Origin of the sequence: Streptomyces sp. NPDC048436 (assembly GCF_043200355.1) — a bacterium.
Classification (GTDB): domain Bacteria; phylum Actinomycetota; class Actinomycetes; order Streptomycetales; family Streptomycetaceae; genus Streptomyces.
Genome location: NZ_JBICXP010000016.1, coordinates 99,457 through 119,978 on the forward strand (window position 1 = coordinate 99,457; position 20,522 = coordinate 119,978).

Genomic DNA, 20,522 nt, shown 5'->3' on the forward strand with positions numbered 1-20,522 from the left:
CGCTGAGGCGTTACGCCATCGTCAGGAACCGCTGGATCAGCGAAGCGAGCAGCACCGCGAGCAGCGGCAGCGAGAACCAGAAGCTGCTCTGCAGCCACCGCAGCTGCCGCACACCGGGCGCCGCCGCCACCCGCACGATCTCGCGGGCGGCGAGGAGCAGGACCAGGGCGATCGCCGCGAGCGCGCCGACCACCGACCAGGGAGTCCAGGTCACCTTCGGGCCGATCGGTCCCGGCTCGGCCTTCTCCACCTTGCCGTCGGGCTGCTTGCGCAGGGTGTAGAGGGTCGCGTCGTCGTTCGTGAGGACCTTCTTCAGCTCCTGGCGGTTGTCGAGGTGCTTGATCAGCCGGGTGTCCCAGCTCCTCGGGTAGCCCACGTCCATCTGGAGATAGACCGTCTGACTCTTGTTGATCAACAGATACGAGTTGGGGCCCGCGTCCTTGAGCGCCTTCACCAGGCTGGAGACCAGGACCGGGTCGCCGGGGGCGAGGGTCGGCACGTACTGGACCTTCTCCATGTCGCGTGTTCCCCAGGGAAGCGCCGGCGTGACGTTGTCGAGCGTGTCGTTGCTCATCCACAGCAGCCGCACCGTCGGGTCGTCGTGTTCGTACACATAGTCCATCGCGGCCACTTCGCCGGCCCGGGTCCGCTCGAAGGGCTCGTTGCCCCAGCGCGCCACGAGGAAACCGCCCATCAGGATGAGCCCCACCATCAGCGCGGCGAGCGGCGCGAGGCTCACCCGGTCGCGGTCCCGTTCCTTCGCGGTGATGCCCGCGCGCGGGAAGAGCGCGAGACCGGAGAGGAGCGCGGCGCCCGGCAGCGCGAACATGAAGACCCGCAGGGCCATCTCGCCGCCGTACGACTGCATGCCGAAGCCCAGGAACGGCACGAAGGTCAGGACGAGCAGCGAGCGCTCCGTGTACTTGTGGTCGCGCCGCCGCCACCAGCCCCAGCAGGCGAGCGCCATGACGATGCCGGCGAGCGCCACGCGCGCGTACAGCACGAGTTGATGGGTCGAGCTGCCGCCCTCGATGCGCCCGGACACGGACGAGGACACGTTGCCGCCGACGCCGCCGATCCCGCCGAACAGCTCGTCGAAGTGCCCCGACCAGTACGGCTCCGCGAGGAAGCCCACCCAGACGGCGACGAAGACCGCGAACAGGATCGGCAGTCCGCGCAGTTCCGAGCGGCCCACCAGGACGAGCGCGGCCAGGACACCGAGCATCACGAACGGCGTGAGCTGGTGCGCCGGGACGGTCGCCGCGAACAGGGCGATCAGGACCATGAGCAGCACCGCGCGCTGGCGCCGGTCGGCGGGCTCGACCTCCAGCTCTCCCGGGCGCCGCTTGGCCCACAGCATGCGCGGGGCGCGGAACCACACCAGGAGCACGGCCACGAACACCAGATAGAGCAGATACGTGAAGCCCTGCGGGGAGAAGTAGTCCTGACCGACCCAGCCGCTCAGCGCGAAGATCCACAGGCCGCTCCACTTGGCCCGCCAGGACGCCCGCATCGACCGCACGAGCAGCAACAGCGGGGCCAGATAGAGCAGTTGCATGGCCAGCGGCCACCAGCGGATCACCTCGGTCATGTCCGAGACGCCGCACGCCTTGGCCACGAAGGTGGCCGCCGCGAAGAACCCGGGCCAGCTCCAGCGCGCGTCCAGGTCCGGCACCGCCGTGCCGGTCCTGTCGATGTACTCCATGAAGCCCAGGTGCTGCCAGGCCGTCGCGAACCGCGGCTCGTCCTCGAGGACCGCGGGCAGCGCGTGCAGACAGATCACCGTGGCGATCAACGTCACCAGGAGCAGGCCCCTGTGCTGCTGGTCCATCCAGAGCAGCGAGGCGAAGACGACGATGAGCAGCGCCGCCCCGAGCAGGGTCGGCGCGGGCAGGACGGAGATGAGCCCGAGCCCGCCCATCGCGTCCAGGTCCGCCTCGGTGAAGCCCACGACCGGCAGCCAGTACAGGGCAAGCGCGAAGGTGAGGAGCAGCGCCATGAAGACGGTGCGGCGGCGCGGGAACGGTTCGGGCGCGGCTACGGGTCCTGGCGGGACCTCGGGCATGCGCGGGGCGGTCTGCGGCTCCTCGGCGGGCGCCGTGACCGCGGAGGACACCGAGGCGGGCAGCGGCGAGGACGGCGCCGCGTCGTCCGGTGCCTTCAGCGGTGATCTCAGCGCCCAGGTTGGCCGGTGATCCATCTTCTGGTCCCCCTCGTCCCCCGCGCCCGCGAGCCGCACGGCCCTCCCCAGGGCGGGCGTCCCGGCGGCCGGCGTCCCCGGCCCCGGACGCATGTCGGGCCTGCGCTCCGGATGTTCGAAGTCGGGCTGCACCGCCAGTTGCAGCGTGTCCGAGTCGAGCGTCTCGCGCAGCGCCCAGGCAGGACCGCGCCGCTCCTTCTGAGGCCCTATGGCGGCGGGCGCGGGCCGCGAGTCGGTCGCCCCCAGGTCGGCCAGGTCGCCGTCCGGCGCCCCGCTGCCGTCCTGAGGCTCGGACGGGGGAGCCGCCCGCGCCACCCTGTACAGCTTCGGCGCCGCGATCGCCACGATCACCGCGAGGCTGCAGATCTCCGCGACGCCCGCCCCCGTAAGACCCATCCGCGGCAGCAGAATCAGCGTCAGACCGAGCACGAGGACGCACAACAGGCCCTGCATCCAGGCGATCCCGGACGTACGGCTCTGCGCGCGCTGCACCGCGAAGTAGGTCTCCATGACGACCCGCAGCGCCGCGCCCACCGCGAACCAGCGAAGCAGCGGCGTCGCCGCGTCCGCGTACCCCTGACCGAAGACGCGCAGGATGAACGGCGCGCCGAGGAAGAGGAGCCCGCACACCGGCAGCATGATCCGGACCATCCGGCGCAGCGCGGCCCGGGTGTTGGCCGCGAGCCGCGCGGGGTCGTGCGCGCCCTCGACGGTCAGCGAGGCGCCCATGTTGATGGCGAGCAGGTTGACCGTGCCGCCGATCGTGGTGGTGATGTAGAAGTACGCGTTGTCGACGGAGCTGACCTGTGAGGCGACGATGACCGGTACGAGATAGACCACGGCGAGCGAGAAGAGCGAGCCCGTGTAGTCGCCGGCCAGGAAGCGGCCCATCTCGCGCAGCGTCGGCGGCTTCGTGGTGTCCTTGGTCGCCTTCACATGGCGCGGCACGAGCCGCCGGAACACCAGCCAGCCCAGCGGGATGACGGACACGGCGATCGCGGCGACCCACGACACGAAGACGCCCGCAGTCGGGATGGCCGCGGCCACCGCGATGAGCAGCCCCAGTTTGACGACCGAGAAGATCGTGTTGCCGACCGGCACCCACAGCGCGTTGCGCAGCCCCGTGAGCACCCCGTCCTGGAGGGTGAGCACCGACCAGGCGACGACCGCGGCGATGAAGCCGAGGCCGTTCAGGGGACCGTGCAGGAAGCGGTACGAGGGCCCCCACAGGTCCAGGGTGAGCAGGAAGATCAGCGCGGCGCACGCGACGACCAGCGAACTCCCCGCGTACGTACGGAAGATGAGCCTGCCCGTGGCGCGGCCCGCGATGGGGATGAAGCGGGCGAGGGCCCCCGTCAGGGTGACGGCGGTGAGCCCCGCGAGGAGCTTCATCGCGGCGATCGCTGCCGAGCCCTGGCCGACCGCCGACTCGGAGTAGTACCGGGCGGCGGCCAGCCAGAAGCCGACGCCGAGCACGCCGGAGATGCCGGTGTTCAGCATCAGGGCGTAGGCGTTGCGGAACAGCGGGCTCCCGCCACCGCCGCCCCTGATGGGCAGGCGCAATCTGCGCGGCCTGCCCGGCTTGCCGGACGGAGGCTGCTGTTCGGTGCTCGGCGCCCCGGACTTGCCTGCCTGGGCGGTCGTCGTGTCAGACACGGGTACGGGTTGCCTTCCGGCGGGCCTGTCGGGCTCTGCGGACCACGGTGTATCCCTTGGTGAGGACGCGGTCCCTGGCGAAGTTGCGGGCGATCGCGCGGCCCTCGACGAGCCGCTCGAACTCCTCGATGTCCGTGGAGCGGCGCACGGTCACCCGACGCAGGGCGTAGGGCCCCTGCCCGCGCCGTGCGAGGCCGTTGCCAACCGCGAGCGACTGGGTGAAGCCGGCGGTGCGCACCGTGCGCCGCACCCGGCGGTTCGAGTAGCCGTAGGGGTAGGCGAAGGAGGCCGGAGCGGTGCCGAGTTCGTCGGTGACGATCTCCTTGCAGCGAAGGAGTTCGAACCAGAGGTCGCCGTCGTCCAGTTGGTCGAGCTGTGGGTGCGTGTGGCTGTGGCCGCCGATCTCCGTGCCCGCGGCGGCCAGTTGGCGCACCTGGTCCCAGTCGAGCATGAGGTCGGGGCCGCCCCCGGTGTCGTGGGCTCCGCGGAGCCAGCCCGTGGAGACGAAGAGCGTCGACGCGAAGCCGTGCTCGGCCAGCACGGGCAGCGCGTGCCGGTGTACGCCCTCATAGCCGTCGTCGAAGGTGATCAGGACGGGCCTGGCCGGCAGCGTCCGGCCGGGAGTGCGCCAGATCGCGGCGAGCCCGGCCGTGCTGAGCGGAGTGAACCCGCGCTCCCCGAGCAGCCCGAGCTGCTCGGCGAACGCCCCTGGAGACACGGACAACTCCCGTGTGTCCAGGGTCGGTTCATGCGCGATCGAGTGGTACATGAGGATGGGCACGGGGGCGTTCATCGCTGCCCCCGTGCGTCGATCGGTGCCGTGCTCATGCGGCAGCCCCCTCACCGTCCGCGTCCTTCTCGATCCGGACGACCGAGAAGGTGGCGCCTCCCCTGCGCGCGCGAACGCTCCCCAGGACGTACCCACCGGCCGCCGTGACCACTCCGGCCACGATGGCGCCCGCACGGCCCGCGCCGCCCGGGCGGGCGAGCAGCGCGTCCCGCAGCCCGCGGCCCACCCCGGCGGGCAGCACCCGCGTGGCGTACCGCCGTTCGGACTCAAGGCCCTTGCCCGCGCCGACGCTCCTGGCCACGAGCGCCTTGGAGAGCCCCTCCGCGTACGTCCGCGTACGGAAGTAGTGGAAGCGCTCCCGCGCCGCGGGCACCCGGTGGTGGATCACCGCGCGGTCGTCGATGAGCAGGATCGCGTCGGGCCTTTCCCGGGTGAGGCGGATGCACAGCTCCGTCTCCTCGCCGCCGAGGGGACGCTTGTCGCCGTCGCGCCCGATGCCGGTCGCGAAGCCGCCCGCGGCCTCGAAGGCCGTGCGCCGGAAGGAGGCGTTGCCGCCCAGGACGTTGCGCACCCGCACGCGTCCCTCGGGCAGCCCCTTGTACGTACAGCCGACGACCCAGTCGAACTCCTCGGGGAACCACGGCGGCCTGCGCCGGGACTCCCAGATCGGCATGGTGCGCCCGCCGACCGCGAAGACCGCCGGATCGGCGTACCCCTCGGCGAAGTGGTGCAGCCAGTCCCGCTCCGCGACGGCGTCGTCGTCGAGGAACGCGATGATCTCGCCGCTGGAGGCGGCGATCCCGGTGTTGCGGCCCGCGGAGAGGCCGCGGGGGCCCGCGTTCGCGAGCACCCGCACCCCTTCGGTCTCCTTGTACTCCTTGGCGAGCCGGTCGAGGAGCGAGGCGTTGTGGTCCACCACGAGAAGCGTTTCGAGAGCCGTCAGGGACTGTGTCCGCACCGAGGCGACCGCCGCGAGGATGTCCTCCCAGCGGTCTTCGGTGTAGACGCAGATGACGACGGAGATCCCCGCGACCGTGCTTCCCCCGTGGTGGCCGGGAGCGCTCAAGACACCTCTCCCTGACGCGTGCGGAAGGGGACACCGCGGGAGCGGCGCCGGCCGTCGCGGCGGTTCGAGCGCTCCGAGAGGATGACCTTCAGGACCCGCAGACCGTCGCGTACGGCCCTGAGGTTGCTGGCGCCGTGGATGCGCAGATACTCATGGCTGGGTATCTCCTGGACTTTCAGGCCCGCCTTGACCACCCTGATGTTCATCAGGGTCTCCACCTCGAAGCCCGTGCAGTCGAGCTCGATCTTGTCGAGGCAGTGCCGCCAGAAGGCGTTGTAGCCGTAGCACAGGTCGGTGTAGCGGGCGCCGAACTTGGCGTTCACCACGGAGCACAGGACGTGGTTGCCGAGCTTGCGGATCGGCGTCATGTCGTCCGTGGCACCGCCGTTGGCGAACCGCGAGCCCTTGGCGAAGTCCGCGCCCGAGACGAGGGCGGAGACGTAGCTGACGATCTCGTGGCCGTCGGCCGAGCCGTCCGCGTCGACCATCACGATGATGTCGCCGCTGCACGCCTCGAATCCGGTGATCAGGGCGTCACCCTTGCCCTTGCCGAGCTGGCGGACGACTTTCACGTCCGGCCACAGCTCTCTCGCCACGGCAACCGTGTCGTCGGTGGAATTTCCGTCCACGAGAACGACCTCGTGGATCCAGTCGGGCAGTGTCTTGAAGACGTAGGGAAGATTCTCCGCTTCATTCATCGCGGGAATCACCACGCTCACCGGCGGAGTGATCGCCAGGTGACTGGATATCGGCCGGTAGTACGCGGACGGCGTCGGCTTGCTTAACGCATCCGGTCCCGGCTCGGTGGCCGGGCGCACAACGGAACTCATGAGTCTGATCCCTCTCGTCCGGTGGACCGCCCGCCCCTGGGCGGTCCGGTTATGTATCCGGTTCGAAAGGGGGGTTCTCACTTGCGCATGACGAAATAGATCTCCGTGCATGCCGAGTGAGCTGGCATCGCGCGGGTCGTGACTCGGCACCATTTCGGCCGCCGAACACGGCACCCCCCTACCGCGCCCCGCGCCGGAGCCACCGCGACCTTGAGCCCTCCCCTAGATCGCATTGCGTGATGGACCGATGCGGGTGGATGTACGACGGTATTGATGATTGAGACCGTATGGCAAGACCTGGAACGTGGCCTCACGTTTTTGATGATTTGAGCCATCTCGGCGGGCACATGCGGAGTGCCCTGTTCCTTTCCCCGGCCCCTTATTCCTTCTTTCTTGATCGAATTCTTCCCATCCGTTTGAGCAGCTTGTCGGCCGGTTCAAAGAATTCCGGCCGTGACAGGACGGTATTGCGGAGCGCCCTGACCGGGGCGTGCCGCACCCGGTGGCCGATCGCCGCCGGATGGCGAAGCGCCACCCACCCTTCGGACACGGTGAGTTCACGTGTCTTCAGGGAGTCCTTGTACTCCTTCTGGCCCCGCCCCAGATCGAGATACGCGATGCCGTCGGCGGCAGCCGCCTCGGCCATGCGCAGATGCAGGATCAGGCCGGGCGAGTACTTCGAGAACGCCGGGTCGTACGCCGGAAACCAGCAGGCGAAGACCCGCTCGGAGCGCAGCCCGAAGTGTGCGGCGATCGGCACGTCACCGGCGTACAGCACGGAGAGCACGCCGGCGAACTGATCGGACCTGCTGTGGAAGAGCTGGCGCACGAGCTGGCTGATCCAGGCGTGCGCGAAGCGGTCGCTGCGGCCGGTCCTGCGGTACTGGGCCGACTTCCACTCCATCAGGATGCGCAGCACCTCGGGATCGCGCTCGTCGTGCACATAACGCACGGTCCCGTGATCGCGGCCGAGTTTGCGCTCCTTGGCCAGCGTCGTGCGGGTGAACTTCGGCGACTGGTCGCGGAGCTGGCCGAGATAGGTTTCGTACCCCTGGTCGACGTCCATCACAGGGGAAGCGAAGGAGCCGGAGGCGCTCGCCTCGAACGGCTCCTGGCCGCCGGCCAGATGGTCGAACTCGTACATCACGAGCCCGCAGGCCCGCAGCAGCTCACGCGCGTCCCAGGTGAAGCCGGGCCGGTGCACGACGCCCTGGCAGTCGGAGACGCCGAGGCCGATGGCCCGGCCGACGCCGGTGATGGATCTCTGGAAGGCGAGGAACGCCGCCGGCTCACCGTCTTCGCGTACGACCGCGATCCGCACCCCGTGCCTCCAGTGACCCACCGCGAGGGCGAACTCCGGGGAGAGGAAGGGATTGGCGAGCTCGGGCGAACTGTTGAGGTGGGCCTTGGACTGCAGCGCCGTCCAGGCCAACCGGTCCGCGGCGGTGAGTTCTCCGGGGCGGTGCACGGTGATGTCCACGTCAGGAGGTCCGCCTCGTCGGGGTACGGCTTCGCAGCCGCCGTACCAGTACCAGCAGATAGATGAGTGAGCCGATCGCGGTGATGGTGACGACTCCGCCGCGCACCGACCACATGTGCAGGGCCAGCATCGCCTGGGCCGTCAACAGGTTGACGGCCACGGCACCGGAAACGGAAGCCACGATCCGGCCCCATGATTCAAGTCCCCGCAGGGCGGCGCCGATCGCCGCGCCCGGAGCGGCCAGCAGGAAGAACAGGGTGAAGGGACCACGCAGCGGCGATTCGATGTCCGTGAGCGCGAGCATCGCTCCGACAGCGCCGACCGCCACAGCCATGCCCGCGAGCAGCGGCAGCGCGTCTCCGTGCCGGCTCGAACGGCTCTCCGGGGTGCGCCCGGTGTCTGATGACGGTGCCTTGATCCTGATGGTCTGCATTGGCGACTTTGCCCCCCGACGCGCCGGATGCCGGGCTTCAATGTCGCGCAGTCGACGGCAGCGCGTCAAGATGCGGAGGGAGTGTGGAGATGTTGGCCACGGGGGCCTCGAAGCGGCAGTGAACGCCCTCTGTGGGCAAGGGAATTGCAGGTGAAGTCATTGACATGAGCACTACCGATGCCTTGAGGGGAGTGGTACCACAGTCGAGGCAGAAATCCTGCTAAGGGAGGTTCCATGAGATTGTCCCGAATCACGGCATACGCTTCCTCACTCCTCCTCGCCGCCACCTTCGCCCTCACCGGGGCATCAGTGGCTCAAGCGGACCAGAACAGCGACCAACAGGCCGCGGCCACCGGCTATGTGGCGCTCGGTGACTCCTACTCGTCCGGCGTCGGAGCCGGCGGATACGACAGCGGAAGCGGCGCGTGCAAGCGCACCTCGCGCGCGTATCCCGCGCTCTGGGCCGCCGCCCACTCACCCTCAAGCTTCAACTTCACGGCTTGCTCGGGCGCTCGTACGGGTGACGTGCTCGCCAACCAACTCGGCCCGCTCGGCTCCGGCACGGGCCTGGTCAGTCTCTCCGTGGGCGGCAACGACGCGGGCTTCTCCGACGTCATGACGACCTGCGTCCTGCAGTCCGAGTCCACCTGTCTCTCGCGCATCGCACAGGCGCGCAGCTACGTCGAGACGACGCTCCCCGGCAACCTCGACAAGGTCTACACGGCGATCAGCGCCAAGGCACCGGCCGCCCAGGTCGTCGTGCTCGGATACCCCCGCTTCTACAAGCTCGGCGGCGGCTGCCTCGCCGGCCTCTCCGAGAAGGAACGCGGCGCCATCAACAGCGCCGCCGACTTCCTCAACTCCACGACGGCCAAGCGCGCCGCCGACCACGGCTTCACCTTCGGCGATGTGACCTCCACGTTCACCGGGCACGAGATCTGCTCGGGGAACGCGTGGCTGCACAGCGTCAACTGGACCAACATCGGCGAGTCCTACCACCCCACGGCCGCGGGCCAGTCCGGCGGCTACCTCCCTGTGTTCAGCGCGGCAGCGTCCTGACGAGCTGAGCTCGGATCGTAGGGGGAGGAGGCCCCGCCCGTCGGGGTCTCCTTCTCGCATGTCACCGAGTACGCGACCGAGTTCGACGTGACCGCCTTGGGACTGCGCACCTCCACACTGATCTCGTTCTGATACGTCGAGCCCGGCTCCCCGCCGACCGTCTCCGTGTGATGCACCTGCTTGGTCTTCTGGCCGCCAGAGGCGAAGCTGAGCGACTTCCAGCCGGGATCGCTAGGCTCGCCCGACTTGGTCACCCAGCGGTAGTCGACGGTCACCGGGACCCGCCCCACGGTGAACGTCGCGGTGAACGAGGGGGCTTGACCGGCGGCCGGGGGACAGGCGCCGCTGTACTGCGTGTGCGCGCCGGCGACGGAGACCTTCACGGACTGGGGCGGGGGAGTGGTCTTGCCGCCGCCGTTGCCGCCTCCGCCGCCGTCCGTGGAACCACCGCCGTTGGAACCATCACCGGTGGAACCACCGTCCTTGCCACTGTCGGTGCTCGACCCGCCTCCGCCGCTGCCGCCGGACGTACTGCCGCCTCCGTCACTGCCCGCGTGGGAGCCGCCGCCGCTGGCGCTGCCCGCGCCTTCGGAGGAGCCACCGCTGCTGCCGCCGCCCCCGTCGTCGCGGTTGACCAGGGCGTACACGAGTCCGCCCAGGGCGAGCGCGAGGGCGACGAGGCCCGCGACGAGGGCGAGGACGCCGCGGCGAGAACGCGTCGGCGATGTGGTGGTGGTCGTGGCGACCAGAGGTTCCTGCCCGGGCGGCGGGAGCGGGGGCGGCATGGGTGACTGATGTTGCTGTTGCTGCTGTGAGGTGACGGTGGGCATAAAGGCGGGGGCCGCCTCGGTCCGGGGCGCGGCGCCCGCGGCCACGAGCCGCAGATCGCGTTCGGCGTCGGAGGCGGAGATCCGGTCGCCCGGGTCCTTCCGCAGCAGCCCTTCGATGACCGGAGCCAGCGGCCCCGCGTTGTACGGCGGCGGCAACTCCTCGTCGACGACGGCACGCAGCGTACTGAGAGGGGTGTCCTGCCGGAACGGCGAGACGCCCTCGACGGCCGCGTAGAGCAGCACGCCCAGCGACCACAGATCGGACTCGGGCCCTGGCCGGCGGCCCAGCGCCCGCTCGGGCGCGAGGAATTCGGGAGACCCCACCACCTCACCCGTCATGGTCAGAGCCGAACTGCCCTCCACCATGGCGATCCCGAAGTCGGTGAGGACCACACGCCCGTCATTGGAGATGAGTACGTTGCCGGGCTTGACGTCGCGGTGCAGGACCCCCGCGTCGTGGGCGGCCCGCAGAGCGGCGAGCACCTCGGCGCCGATGTGGGCGGCGCGCTGCGGTGACATCGGCCCCTCCGCGTCCAGGACATCGGAGAGCGAGAGACCCCGCACGATCTCCATGACGATCCACGGCCGCCCGTCCTGGCTCGCCACGTCGTAGACCGTCACCACATTGCGGTGCGGGATGCGGGCGGCGGCCCACGCCTCGCGCTCCAGACGGGCGTACAGCCGGTCGACGTCGGCGCCGGGGAGCCCGGCGGGCGCGCGCACCTCCTTGACGGCCACCTCGCGTCCGAGGACCTCGTCACGGGCCCGCCAGACCGTGCCCATGCCGCCTTCGCCCAGAGGCGCGAGCAGGCGGTAGCGCCCCGCGATCACACGCTCGTCGTCGCTCACGGGCGTCCCCCATCCGCAGCCGTACGATTCTCCACAAAACTAGCTCAACCGAGCGCTGTTGCCGCCCCCTTGAACACCAATCCGCACCCGGGCCCCCGCGCCGGTGACCAGGACTCCGCTGAGCACTCCCGGCCAGGCGATGACGGAGGGTGAGACGTGACCTCCGTCACCGGCCCGGCGGCGCCACTCGAAGGGACGACGAAGCGCCGTCGGCGTCACGGGCCTGCGTGTGCCTCCGGGCTCACTGGCTGTGACGACGGAACCCGATGCCGGACCAGGGAGGCCCGCTTCCGCCCCTCTTGTCCAACTCGCCCTGGAATCAGTTGGATTCGGAGAGTAATCGTCAACCTCCTTTCTGGGTAGGTGAATCCTGCGACCGGGATACACGAGTGTCACGGCGGAGCGATAGGGTTAACCTGCCCTGGGCCGGGTGCCCTCGTACGGGTGGGGAGTGACATGGAACAGATAACGGTGCGCAGCAGGGCGCGTGTCCCTGCGATCACCTGCGGGAGCAGCGCGACCAGCTCGCGTCTCGACCGCCATCTCTCAGTGCTGGGCGGCCCCGCCGTCCCGCAGCGCGAGACGGTGGAAGCGACGTTGCTGATGCGTGAGCTCACGTCACGTGGCGCCGCGCACAACCGCAGCGCGCGCGGTGCGCGCGTGCGGCGAGTTTCGCTTTTCGCGCCGCTGCGCAGGCTGCGGCGGACGCTTTTCGGGGGTCGTCGCTGACCACGGGTGGTCGGGGGCCGGACCGTCGTTTCCACGGCGTATCGCTCCCACCCACCCACCCGTTCACTCCACGCGAATGCGTAACACTTCCCGCATAACGTCACGCCCGTAACACCTTTGTCATGCGCACCTGTTGACGCCAAAACTTTCCAGCCGCAGTGTGGCTGATCGATTGGCCGATACACCCATCCTCACCCCCGGAGGTGCGCGTGTGTGACCTGCACGATCAGCATGAGCATGAGGCAATCGCCGCGAACGGCCCGCCGATGAGCAGGCGCCGCATCATGCAGCTGCTGGGCGCGGCCGGTGTGACCACCGGCGTCATGACCGCCGAAGCGGACCCGGCGATGGCCGCGGGAGCCGACGACAGTCCCGCCGAGTACGAACCGCCCGAAGGACTCGCGGCCGACACCCCCGCCAAGCGGGCCGCGCTCGACTGGATCACCTCCCACGACGACCGGATCACCGGCCTCAACGCCGAGATCTGGGACCACGCCGAACTGTCCCTGCGCGAGTGGAAGTCGTCCATCGCCGAGGCCGATTTCCTCGAACTGGCCGGATTCGACGTGAAGTTCGGCACCGCCGGCTTCCCCACGGCGTTCACGGCGACGTACAAGCAGGGCAAGGGCGGGCCCGTCCTCGGCTTCAGCGGCGAGTACGACGCGCTGCCCGGCCTCTCGCAGAACAAGGGCGTGGGCCACCACGATCCGCGCGAGTACGTCCATGACCCCTTCGCGCCGAGCTACGGCCCCGGGCACGGCTGCGGCCACAGCGCACTCGGCACGGCCGCCGCCGCTGCCGCAGCGGCCGTCGCCCAGGCCGCCGAGAAGCACAAGATTCCCGTCACGGTGAAGTTCTTCGGCTCCACGGCCGAGGAGGCGCTCATCGGCAAGACCTACGCCGTCAGCAAGGGCGTGTACGACGGCCTCGACGCGTTCCTGGACTGGCACCCCTCGACGGCCAACGCCACCGGCTGGGGCACCACCACCGCGATGACCGCCGTCACCTTCACCTTCCTCGGCGTGGCCGGGCACGGCGGCACCCCGCTCGGCAACAAGTCGGCGCTCGACGCCGCCGTGATGATGGCGACGATGTCGGAGTTCCTGCGCGAGGAGAACCTCGCCCCGAGCGGCCGTCTGCACTGGGTGATCAACAACGGCGGCGACATCCCGAACGTCACGCCGGAGATCGCCGAGATCTCCTACTACGTACGCGAAGGCAGCCCCGCCCGCGTCAAGGTCCTCCTGGACAAGGTGATCGCGGTCTCCGAGGCGGCGGCGAAGGCCTCCCAGACCACCGTCCGCCACCGCGTCACGTCGGCCTGCTGGAACCAGCTCCCGGCCAAGGCCTTCGCGGAGCTGCTGCACGCGAACATGCGGGAGATCGGCCCTCCCGCATTCAGCGACAGGGCTCATGAACTGGCCAAGGAGCTCCAGGAGTCCCTCGGCCTCCCACGGAAGGGCATGCACGACAAGATCGGTGAACTCACCCCGCCCAACCCGGTGTTCATGGGCGGCGGCTCGACGGACGTCGCCGACATCAGCTGGAACGTCCCCACCGTCTCGATGGGCGCCGCGCTCGCCCCCATCGGCACCAAGATGCACACCTGGTCCACCGCCGCCTGCGCGGCCTCCGACCCCGGCCAGGCCGCGGTGATCGCCGCCGCGAAGTATCTGGCGGCGACCGCGGTCGACCTGATCACGCAGCCCGAGCGCCTGAAGGCGGTCAAGGACGAGTTCAAGGAGCGTACGAAGGACATCAGTTGGAAGACCGCGCTGCCCGACGGCTATGAGCCGCCGATGTACGAACCCCCGGCGTGGTTCCTGAAGAAGACGGGCCAGAAGTGGCCGCCGCCGAACATCACCTGGCCGCCCAAGCGCATCGTGTCCCAGGAGAAGTTCTCCTCACTGGGGCCGGAGCTCGAACCCCAGAAGTAGGAGCGGGCTCTCCGCTCACCGTCCGCCGCGCTCTCGGAGGGCCCCTTCGCCTGAGGCGTACGGCGACTCAGATCAGGGCGAACTGGCCGCCGGGGCCTTCCTCGTGGTGGTCGAGGACGGACGCGGGGCGCCGGGCGGCGTCGGGCACGGGCAGCACGCCTGCCCGGCGCAGCTCGTCCGCCGTGATGCCGGAGCCCGTGCTGCCGGGGCCCGTCTCCTTCGTCAACTCGTCCTGAAGTGGGGCGAGTTCCGCGAGCAGCGTCAGTACCGTGATCAGTTCGAGCAGCTCCGAGGTCCACGCCTGCGGCCACTCGGCGGGCCGGATCGCCTCCAGGGAGCCCGCCTCGCCCGCGGCCATGCGCCGCTCGCACCACAGTCCGAGCACCCGCACCCCGCTCACCTCGAACTCCCACGCCTCCCGCGGTACCGGCGAGATGCGGCCCGCGTCCAGGCAGAGCGCCTCCGCCTCGGCGTCGTACGAGAGTTCCGCGGGGCGGGCGGGCAGCGGAGCCCGTACGTAGGGCCGCCGCCCCCCGGGGAGCTTCGGCCGAGCGCCGTCGCCGCGGGCTTCGAGCCGAAGGATCCGGCGCCCGAGCTCCGTACCCCGCGCCCAGGCCTCCGCGTCCGACGTCAGGGGCACCCGGCACCCCGCCGCCGACGACCGCGCGACGGCCAGCGTCCAGGCCAGCAGATCGACGGCGCCGACGTCCTGGCCGAGCGCCGTCGAGAGGTGGGCGAGCAGCCCCGGCGTCACATTGGGTTCGAGCCCTCCGGGGCGGCGGAACAACGGCCGGACGCGCCCAGGACGCCCGGCGGGGGAGCGGCCGTCCGGCAGCACGGCGGAGGCAAGGACCGCGGGCCCGGCGGAACCGGTGACGTACCCCTGCTCGACGAGGAACAGCTGCCCCGCGCCGGCGACCCGCCACAGCTCCGGCCGCGCGGCGTCGATCAGGCGGTGGTCCGGGATCAGCCACTGCTCGTCGAAGGGGCCGTGCAGGACGCGTACGGGGTCGGGGCAGGCGCCCGACTCGGTGGCCAGCGGAGCCGTGGTGGCCCGGTGGCCGGGGAGCTGGGCGACCGCGGTGTGCAGCGTGCGGGAGCGCGAGGGGCGCAGCAGCTCCTCGCGGCCCGTCGCGTCCGCCTTCACGAACGCGGCCCAACGGGCTCTGAGGGATGCGGCGTCCGGTCCCATCGGCCACCCACGGCCCGGCCGGAGCGGTGCGACGGACCACGGCATCAGGTCCGCCAGCAGCGGCGCTTCGTCGTGCGTCACGCCCGGCATCGTACGACGAGACCCTTACGTCGCGTCGAGGGTGACGGTGAAGGAGAAGCGGTCGCCGCGGTAGTGGATGCGGGCCACGTCGAGGGCGCGTCCGTCCTCGTCGTACGTGATGCCCGTGTAATGCAGGATCGGGCTGAGCAGCGGTACTTCGAGGAGCCTGGCCGTCTCCGGGTCGGCGAGCGTGGCCTCGACGGTGTCGGTGATGCGGCTGATGCGGACGCCCACGACATCGCGCAGGACCTTCGTCATGGGCCAGCGCGCCAGATCGTCGAGGTCTACCCGCTCGGCGATCTCGGGGCGGATGAAGTTGTGGGCGTGATTGGTCGGTTCGCCCGTCTTCTCGTCGCAGCGCAGCCGGTGGTACGTCGCGACCTCGGCCAGATCCGGGAAGTGCTCGGCGAGTTCACCGGAGACCGGAGCCGTGCCGTGGGCAAGGAGCCGGCTGCTCATGCCCGACTGCTGGGCCACGATCGCGTCGACCGAGCCGAGCAGCCGGACCGGGGAGCCGCGCCGGACGCCGGGCTCGATGAACGTGCCGCGCCGCCGGTGCCGGGAGATCAGGCCCTCGTCCTCCAGCTCCTTGAGCGCCTGCCGCATGGTCAGGACGCTCACCCCGTAGTGCCCCGCGAGCTGCTCCTCGGTGGGCAGCCGGAGCGGGGCGTCGAGGGAGCGGCCGAGTATCGAGGCACGCAGGGACTGCGACACCTGATACCAGAGCGGCAGCTTGCGATTCAGGACGATCGAGTCCGGGGCGAAAGCGGTCACGGTCTCTCCGAATCAGTCCGCATCGGCATCGAAACGGGATCAGTCACCGGATAAGTCACCCGGGATCAGTTTCGAAAATGGCGCTCCAGACCCTCCCACACATCGTCGTATCCGCGCTGCAGATGGGACGCCTGAGCTGCCTGTTCCGTAGCCGTGAGGGGCCAGCGCGTCTCGAACATGAAGGCAAGGCCGTCGTCGATCTTCTGCGGCCTCAGCTCGGCGGCCGACGCCTTCTCGAAGGTGTCGCGGTCGGGGCCGTGCGCCGACATCATGTTGTGCAGCGAACCGCCGCCGGGCACGAAGCCCTCCGCCTTCGCGTCGTACGCGCCCTCGATCAGGCCCATGTACTCGCTCATCACGTTCCGGTGGAAGTACGGCGGCCGGAAGGTGTCCTCGCCCACCAGCCAGCGCGGCGCGAACACCACGAAGTCGACGCCCGCGAGGCCCGGGGTGTCGGACGGCGAGGTGAGCACCGTGAAGATCGACGGGTCCGGGTGGTCGTAGCTGATGGAGCCGAGGACATTGAAACGGTGCAGGTCGTAGACGTACGGGACGTGGTTGCCGTGCCAGGCGACGACGTCGAGCGGCGAGTGGTCGTAGGTCGCCTTCCACAGGTTGCCGCAGAACTTGTTCACCACCTCGACCGGCCGGTCCTCGTCGGCGCTGTCTTCGTATCCGGCGACAGGAGCCCTGAAGTCCCGCGCGTTCGCGAGGCCGTTGGCGCCGATCGGGCCCAGGTCGGGGAGCTGGAAGGCCGCGCCGTAGTTCTCGCACACATAACCGCGGGCGCTCTCGTCGAGCAGCTCCACACGGAAGCGCACCCCGCGCGGGATCAGCGCCACCTCGCCCGGCTCAGCGCGCAGCAGCCCGAACTCGGTGCGCAGCAGCAGCCCGCCCTGCTCGGGGACGACGAGGAGTTCGCCGTCCGCGTCGCTGAACACCCGGTCCGTCATGGAGGAGTTGGCGTGGTAGAGGTGCACGGCCATGCCGGTGCGCTGGGTGGCGTCTCCGTTGCCGCCGAGCGTCCACAGGCCCGCGAGGAAGTCCGTGCCGGGGGCGGGCTCGGGGAGCGGGTTCCAGCGCAGCCGGTTGGGGTCGGGGGTCTCGGCGAAGGGGGCCGTCCGGATGGCGCCGTTGTCCACGCGGGTGAACGCCGGGTGCGCGGCGGAGGGGCGGATGCGGTAGAGCCATGAGCGGCGGTTGTGCGCGCGGGGCTCGGTGAAGGCGGTGCCGCTCAGCTGCTCCGCGTAGAGCCCGAGGGGTGCGCGCTGGGGCGAGTTGCGCCCGTGCGGCAATGCGCCGGGCACCGCCTCGGAGCTGTGTTCGTTGCCGAAGCCGGAGAGGTACGTCAGTGCCTCGGCCGTCTTGCGGGCGTCGCTCGCATCCGGACGGCTTGCGTCGCTGGTGTGTTCCCGGCTCATCATCGGCTCCCTCGTCAACGATTCCTATGGGTCACCGTAGGATTCAGGATTTCCTTCCGCAAGAGGGATCCATGGATGTGAACAATGCTCTACTCTCCCGGAATGCCCCACCGTGATCAGCACCGTGATCAGCCAAAGCCCCCGCCGCCGCCCAGGACCCTGCGCCGCGTGCCCGTGCAGGAGCGCAGCGCCGAGCGTCTGACGCGCATCCTCGATGCCTGCGCCGAGGTCCTGGACGAGGCCGGTTACGAAGGCCTCAGCACCCGCGCCGTGGCGAACCGCGCCGGCGTCCCGATCGGCTCGGTCTACCGCTTCTTCGGCAACAAGCGGGCCATGGCGGACGCCCTCGCCCACCGCAACCTCGACGCGTACGGCGAACGCGTGGCGGCGCGCATGGCGGGGGTGGAGCGCGGCGACTGGCGCGGCGCGGTCGACGCCGCCTTCGACGAGTACCTCGCGATGAAGCGCACCGTCCCGGGCTTCGGCCTGGTCGACTTCGGCATCCCCTCGGCCCCCGAGGCGATGCCCGACGCCAACTCGGACGTCGCCGAACGTGTCGCGGGCCTGCTCGCCGCCCACCTCGACCGGCCGCTGGACGCGAAGCTGCGCCGCACGGTGCTCGTCGGGGTCGAAGCGGTGGACGCCGTCCTTCAACTCGCCTTCCGCGCACACGCGTCGGGCGACCCGGACCTGATCAACGAGACGCGGACCCTGCTGCACGCCTACTTCGCGGGGTCACTGGACTGAGCGGGGTCGCTGGACTGAACCGGGGGGCTCGCGGTTTTGCGACGTGACCCTTCGTGGGGCCTGACGCCATGCATACCGGTCGGTATGGTGAGAGCGCACGCGCGCCGTCGCCGCCGCCCCTGGAGGGTCCGCCATGCCCAGCACCGCCCTGCGTATCTGCCCCCTCTGCGAAGCCACCTGCGGGCTCACGCTCACCATCGAAGGGACCTCTGACAGCGCGCGCGTGACCGGCGCCCGAGGAGACCGGGACGATGTGTTCAGCCACGGCTTCATCTGCCCCAAAGGCGCTTCCTTCGGGGAGGCCGACTCCGACCCCGACCGCCTGAAGGGCCCCCTCGTACGCAAGGACGGCGTACTCCGAGAGGCGAACTGGGAGGAGGCGTTCGACGCCGTCGCCGCCGGGATCCGCTCCCTGGTCGAGAAGTACGGGCCGCAGTCCGTCGGTGTGGTGCTCGGCAACCCGAACGTGCACACCATGGCGGGCGGCCTCTACCCGCCCCTCCTGCTCGGCTCCATCGGCACCCGCAACGTCTTCACCGCGAGCACCGTCGACCAGATGCCCAAGCACGTCTCCAGCGGGCTCCTCTTCGGCGACGCGCTCGCCATCCCCGTGCCCGACCTGGACCACACCGACCATCTGCTGCTGCTCGGCGCCAACCCCCTGGACTCCAACGGCAGCCTGTGCACGGCCCCCGACTTCCCCGGCAAGCTCAAGGCGCTGCGCGCACGCGGCGGCACCCTCACCGTCGTCGACCCGCGCCGCACCCGCACCGCCAAGCTCGCCGACCGGCACCTCGCGATCCGGCCCGGCGCCGACGCACTGCTGCTCGCGGCCATGGCCCACGTCCTCTTCGAGGAGAAGCTCACCGACCTCGGCGCGCTCGAAGGACAGGTGGAGGGCGTCGATGAAGTGCGCGAAGCCGTACGGGACTTCACCCCCGACGCCGTGAGCGCGGCCTGCGATCTGCCCGCCGACACCATCCGCGCCCTCGCCCGCGAACTCGCCGCGGCGCCCACCGCCGCCGTCTACGCCCGCGTGGGCGCGAGCACCGTCGCGTACGGCACCCTCACCAACTGGCTGGTCGACGTCCTGAACGTGCTGACCGGCAACCTCGACCGGCCCGGCGGCGCCCTGTTCCCCCTCTCGGCCACCGACCGCGAACCCCGCCCGGCAGGCCCCGGCAAGGGCTTCGCGCTCGGCCGCTGGCGCAGCCGCGTGAGCGGGCACCCCGAGGCCAAGGGCGAACTGCCGATCGCCGCGCTCGCCGAGGAGATCGACACCCCCGGCGACGGCGCGATCCGCGCCCTCGTCGCCATCGCGGCCAACCCGGTGCTCTCGGCGCCCGACGGCGACCGCCTCGACAGGGCCCTGGAGTCACTCGACTTCATGGTCAGCGTCGACCCGTATCTGAACGAGACCTCGCGCCACGCCCACGTGGTCCTGCCGCCGCCCCCGCCCGCGCAGAGCGCCCACTTCGACTTCGCCTTCAACGCGCTCGCCGTACGCAACCAGGCCCGCTACACCCGCGCCGCCCTCCCCCTGAAGACGGGCATGATGCCGGAGACGGAGATCCTCGCCCGGCTCGTGCTCGCCGCGGGAGGCATGCACGGCGCCGATCCCGGGGCCGTGGACACGATGGTCGTCGACAAGATCATCGGCAAGGCGGTCACCGAGCCGCACTCGGCCGTATACGGCCGTGACCCCAAGGAACTCGCCGCCCTGCTCACCGGCGAAAGCGGCCCCGAGCGGCGCCTCGACCTGATGCTGCGCCTCGGCCCCTACGGCGACGGATTCGGCGTACGAGAGGACGGACTGACCCTGGAGCGGCTCATCGCCCATCCGCACGGCATCGACCTCGGACCCCTGGGCTCCCGCCTCCCGCAGATCCTCAAGACGCGCAGCGGCCGGGTGGAACTCTTCCCCGCGCCCATCGCGGACGACCTGCCGCGGCTCACGCGAGCGTTGCGCGGCGCCCCGGACGAGCTCGTCCTCGTAGGACGGCGTCATCTGCGCTCCAACAACAGCTGGATGCACAACGTCCGCACCCTCACCGGCGGCACCAACCGCTGCACCCTGCACGTCCACCCCGATGACGCGGCCCGCGCCGGCATCGAAAACGGCGGCCACGCGCGCGTGGCCGCCGCCGGCGGCTCGGTCACCGTCCCCGTGGAGGTGACCGACACCGTGCGCCCCGGAGTCGTCAGCCTGCCGCACGGCTGGGGCCACGACCGCCCCGGGACCCGCCTGAGCGTCGCGGCCGAGAACCCCGGGGTCAATGTGAACCAGCTCCTGGACGGCACCCTCCTCGACCCGCTCTCCGGGACGGCTGTCCTGAACGGCTTTGCGGTCTCCGTGACGCCACTCGTACAGGCGATTCCGGCAGCAAGTCGTTGACCTGGAGTTTTGCGCTTATTGCTCGCACGTCAACATCTTGTTAACGCCGGAGA

General features: G+C 70.4%; 15 protein-coding genes. 5 read left to right on the forward strand and 10 right to left on the reverse strand.

Going from position 1 to position 20,522, the window contains the following annotated elements; genetic code table 11:
* Window positions 1–10: 10 nt before the first annotated feature.
* The 6 genes from ACGFX9_RS35875 to ACGFX9_RS35900 form a co-directional block, all read right to left on the reverse strand.
* Window positions 11–3,856 carry a lipopolysaccharide biosynthesis protein gene (locus ACGFX9_RS35875; protein WP_393483190.1) on the reverse strand — a complete coding sequence of 1,282 codons (3,846 nt, stop codon included), beginning with the start codon at window positions 3,854–3,856 and terminating at the stop codon, window positions 11–13.
* Window positions 3,849–4,649 (reverse strand): polysaccharide deacetylase family protein, encoded by an 801-nt coding sequence (locus ACGFX9_RS35880; protein WP_393483193.1) that lies wholly within the window; start codon window positions 4,647–4,649, stop codon window positions 3,849–3,851. Before ACGFX9_RS35880 ends, ACGFX9_RS35875 begins: the two co-directional genes overlap by 8 nt.
* A 31-nt stretch (window positions 4,650–4,680) precedes the next feature.
* Window positions 4,681–5,712, reverse strand: coding sequence for a glycosyltransferase family 2 protein (locus ACGFX9_RS35885; RefSeq protein WP_393483196.1), 1,032 nt, complete (start codon window positions 5,710–5,712; stop codon window positions 4,681–4,683).
* Window positions 5,709–6,542 (reverse strand): glycosyltransferase family 2 protein, encoded by an 834-nt coding sequence (locus ACGFX9_RS35890; RefSeq protein WP_393483199.1) that lies wholly within the window; start codon window positions 6,540–6,542, stop codon window positions 5,709–5,711. Before ACGFX9_RS35890 ends, ACGFX9_RS35885 begins: the two co-directional genes overlap by 4 nt.
* 379 nt (window positions 6,543–6,921) lie before the next feature.
* Window positions 6,922–8,022 (reverse strand): GNAT family N-acetyltransferase, encoded by a 1,101-nt coding sequence (locus ACGFX9_RS35895; RefSeq protein WP_393483202.1) that lies wholly within the window; start codon window positions 8,020–8,022, stop codon window positions 6,922–6,924.
* A 1-nt stretch (window position 8,023) separates the two neighbouring features.
* Complete coding sequence (locus tag ACGFX9_RS35900) at window positions 8,024–8,455, reverse strand: hypothetical protein (protein ID WP_393483205.1); 432 nt, start codon at window positions 8,453–8,455, stop codon at window positions 8,024–8,026.
* A gap of 234 nt (window positions 8,456–8,689) precedes the next feature.
* Between ACGFX9_RS35900 and ACGFX9_RS35905 the strand changes: the two genes are divergently transcribed.
* Complete coding sequence (locus ACGFX9_RS35905; protein ID WP_393483208.1) at window positions 8,690–9,514, forward strand: SGNH/GDSL hydrolase family protein; 825 nt, start codon at window positions 8,690–8,692, stop codon at window positions 9,512–9,514.
* On the opposite strand, the gene ACGFX9_RS35910 is transcribed toward ACGFX9_RS35905, so the two are convergent.
* Window positions 9,481–11,127: a serine/threonine-protein kinase gene (locus ACGFX9_RS35910; RefSeq protein WP_393483391.1), complete on the reverse strand. Its 1,647-nt coding sequence runs from the start codon at window positions 11,125–11,127 to the stop codon at window positions 9,481–9,483. The genes ACGFX9_RS35905 and ACGFX9_RS35910 overlap by 34 nt on opposite strands.
* 522 nt (window positions 11,128–11,649) lie before the next feature.
* On the opposite strand from ACGFX9_RS35910, the gene ACGFX9_RS35915 reads away from it, so the two are divergent.
* Together ACGFX9_RS35915 and ACGFX9_RS35920 are read left to right on the forward strand one after the other, a co-directional pair.
* Complete coding sequence (locus ACGFX9_RS35915) at window positions 11,650–11,922, forward strand: hypothetical protein (RefSeq protein ID WP_393483210.1); 273 nt, start codon at window positions 11,650–11,652, stop codon at window positions 11,920–11,922.
* 266 nt (window positions 11,923–12,188) lie between these two features.
* A complete protein-coding gene (locus tag ACGFX9_RS35920) occupies window positions 12,189–13,859 on the forward strand; it encodes an amidohydrolase (RefSeq protein ID WP_393483213.1) in 1,671 nt (556 codons plus the stop codon).
* 67 nt (window positions 13,860–13,926) lie between these two features.
* Here the strand turns inward: ACGFX9_RS35920 and ACGFX9_RS35925 are convergent, their stop codons facing one another.
* The 3 genes from ACGFX9_RS35925 to hmgA form a co-directional block, all read right to left on the reverse strand.
* Window positions 13,927–15,141: a type ISP restriction/modification enzyme gene (locus ACGFX9_RS35925; protein WP_393483216.1), complete on the reverse strand. Its 1,215-nt coding sequence runs from the start codon at window positions 15,139–15,141 to the stop codon at window positions 13,927–13,929.
* 15 nt (window positions 15,142–15,156) lie between these two features.
* On the reverse strand, window positions 15,157–15,906 hold the full coding sequence (locus tag ACGFX9_RS35930; protein ID WP_393483219.1) for a GntR family transcriptional regulator: 750 nt from the start codon (window positions 15,904–15,906) through the stop codon (window positions 15,157–15,159).
* 65 nt (window positions 15,907–15,971) lie between these two features.
* Entirely contained in the window at window positions 15,972–17,327 is a 1,356-nt protein-coding gene (gene hmgA, locus ACGFX9_RS35935) for a homogentisate 1,2-dioxygenase (RefSeq protein ID WP_393483221.1), read from the reverse strand.
* A 102-nt stretch (window positions 17,328–17,429) separates the two neighbouring features.
* Between hmgA and ACGFX9_RS35940 the strand changes: the two genes are divergently transcribed.
* Window positions 17,430–18,074 carry a TetR/AcrR family transcriptional regulator gene (locus ACGFX9_RS35940; protein ID WP_393483223.1) on the forward strand — a complete coding sequence of 215 codons (645 nt, stop codon included), beginning with the start codon at window positions 17,430–17,432 and terminating at the stop codon, window positions 18,072–18,074.
* 133 nt (window positions 18,075–18,207) lie between these two features.
* Window positions 18,208–20,469 (forward strand): molybdopterin oxidoreductase family protein, encoded by a 2,262-nt coding sequence (locus tag ACGFX9_RS35945; protein ID WP_393483226.1) that lies wholly within the window; start codon window positions 18,208–18,210, stop codon window positions 20,467–20,469.
* The last annotated feature ends 53 nt before the right edge of the window (window positions 20,470–20,522 follow it).

Coding starts and splice junctions, on each gene's coding strand:
- ACGFX9_RS35915 (WP_393483210.1), top strand. CDS start 11,650: ATGGAACAGATAACGGTGCGCAGCAGGGCGCGTGTCCCTGCGATCACC.
- ACGFX9_RS35940 (WP_393483223.1), top strand. CDS start 17,430: ATGCCCCACCGTGATCAGCACCGTGATCAGCCAAAGCCCCCGCCGCCG.
- ACGFX9_RS35945 (WP_393483226.1), top strand. CDS start 18,208: ATGCCCAGCACCGCCCTGCGTATCTGCCCCCTCTGCGAAGCCACCTGC.
- ACGFX9_RS35905 (WP_393483208.1), top strand. CDS start 8,690: ATGAGATTGTCCCGAATCACGGCATACGCTTCCTCACTCCTCCTCGCC.
- ACGFX9_RS35900 (WP_393483205.1), bottom strand. CDS start 8,455: ATGCAGACCATCAGGATCAAGGCACCGTCATCAGACACCGGGCGCACC.
- ACGFX9_RS35890 (WP_393483199.1), bottom strand. CDS start 6,542: ATGAGTTCCGTTGTGCGCCCGGCCACCGAGCCGGGACCGGATGCGTTA.
- ACGFX9_RS35880 (WP_393483193.1), bottom strand. CDS start 4,649: ATGAACGCCCCCGTGCCCATCCTCATGTACCACTCGATCGCGCATGAA.
- hmgA (WP_393483221.1), bottom strand. CDS start 17,327: ATGAGCCGGGAACACACCAGCGACGCAAGCCGTCCGGATGCGAGCGAC.
- ACGFX9_RS35910 (WP_393483391.1), bottom strand. CDS start 11,127: ATGGGCACGGTCTGGCGGGCCCGTGACGAGGTCCTCGGACGCGAGGTG.
- ACGFX9_RS35920 (WP_393483213.1), top strand. CDS start 12,189: ATGAGCAGGCGCCGCATCATGCAGCTGCTGGGCGCGGCCGGTGTGACC.
- ACGFX9_RS35925 (WP_393483216.1), bottom strand. CDS start 15,141: ATGCCGGGCGTGACGCACGACGAAGCGCCGCTGCTGGCGGACCTGATG.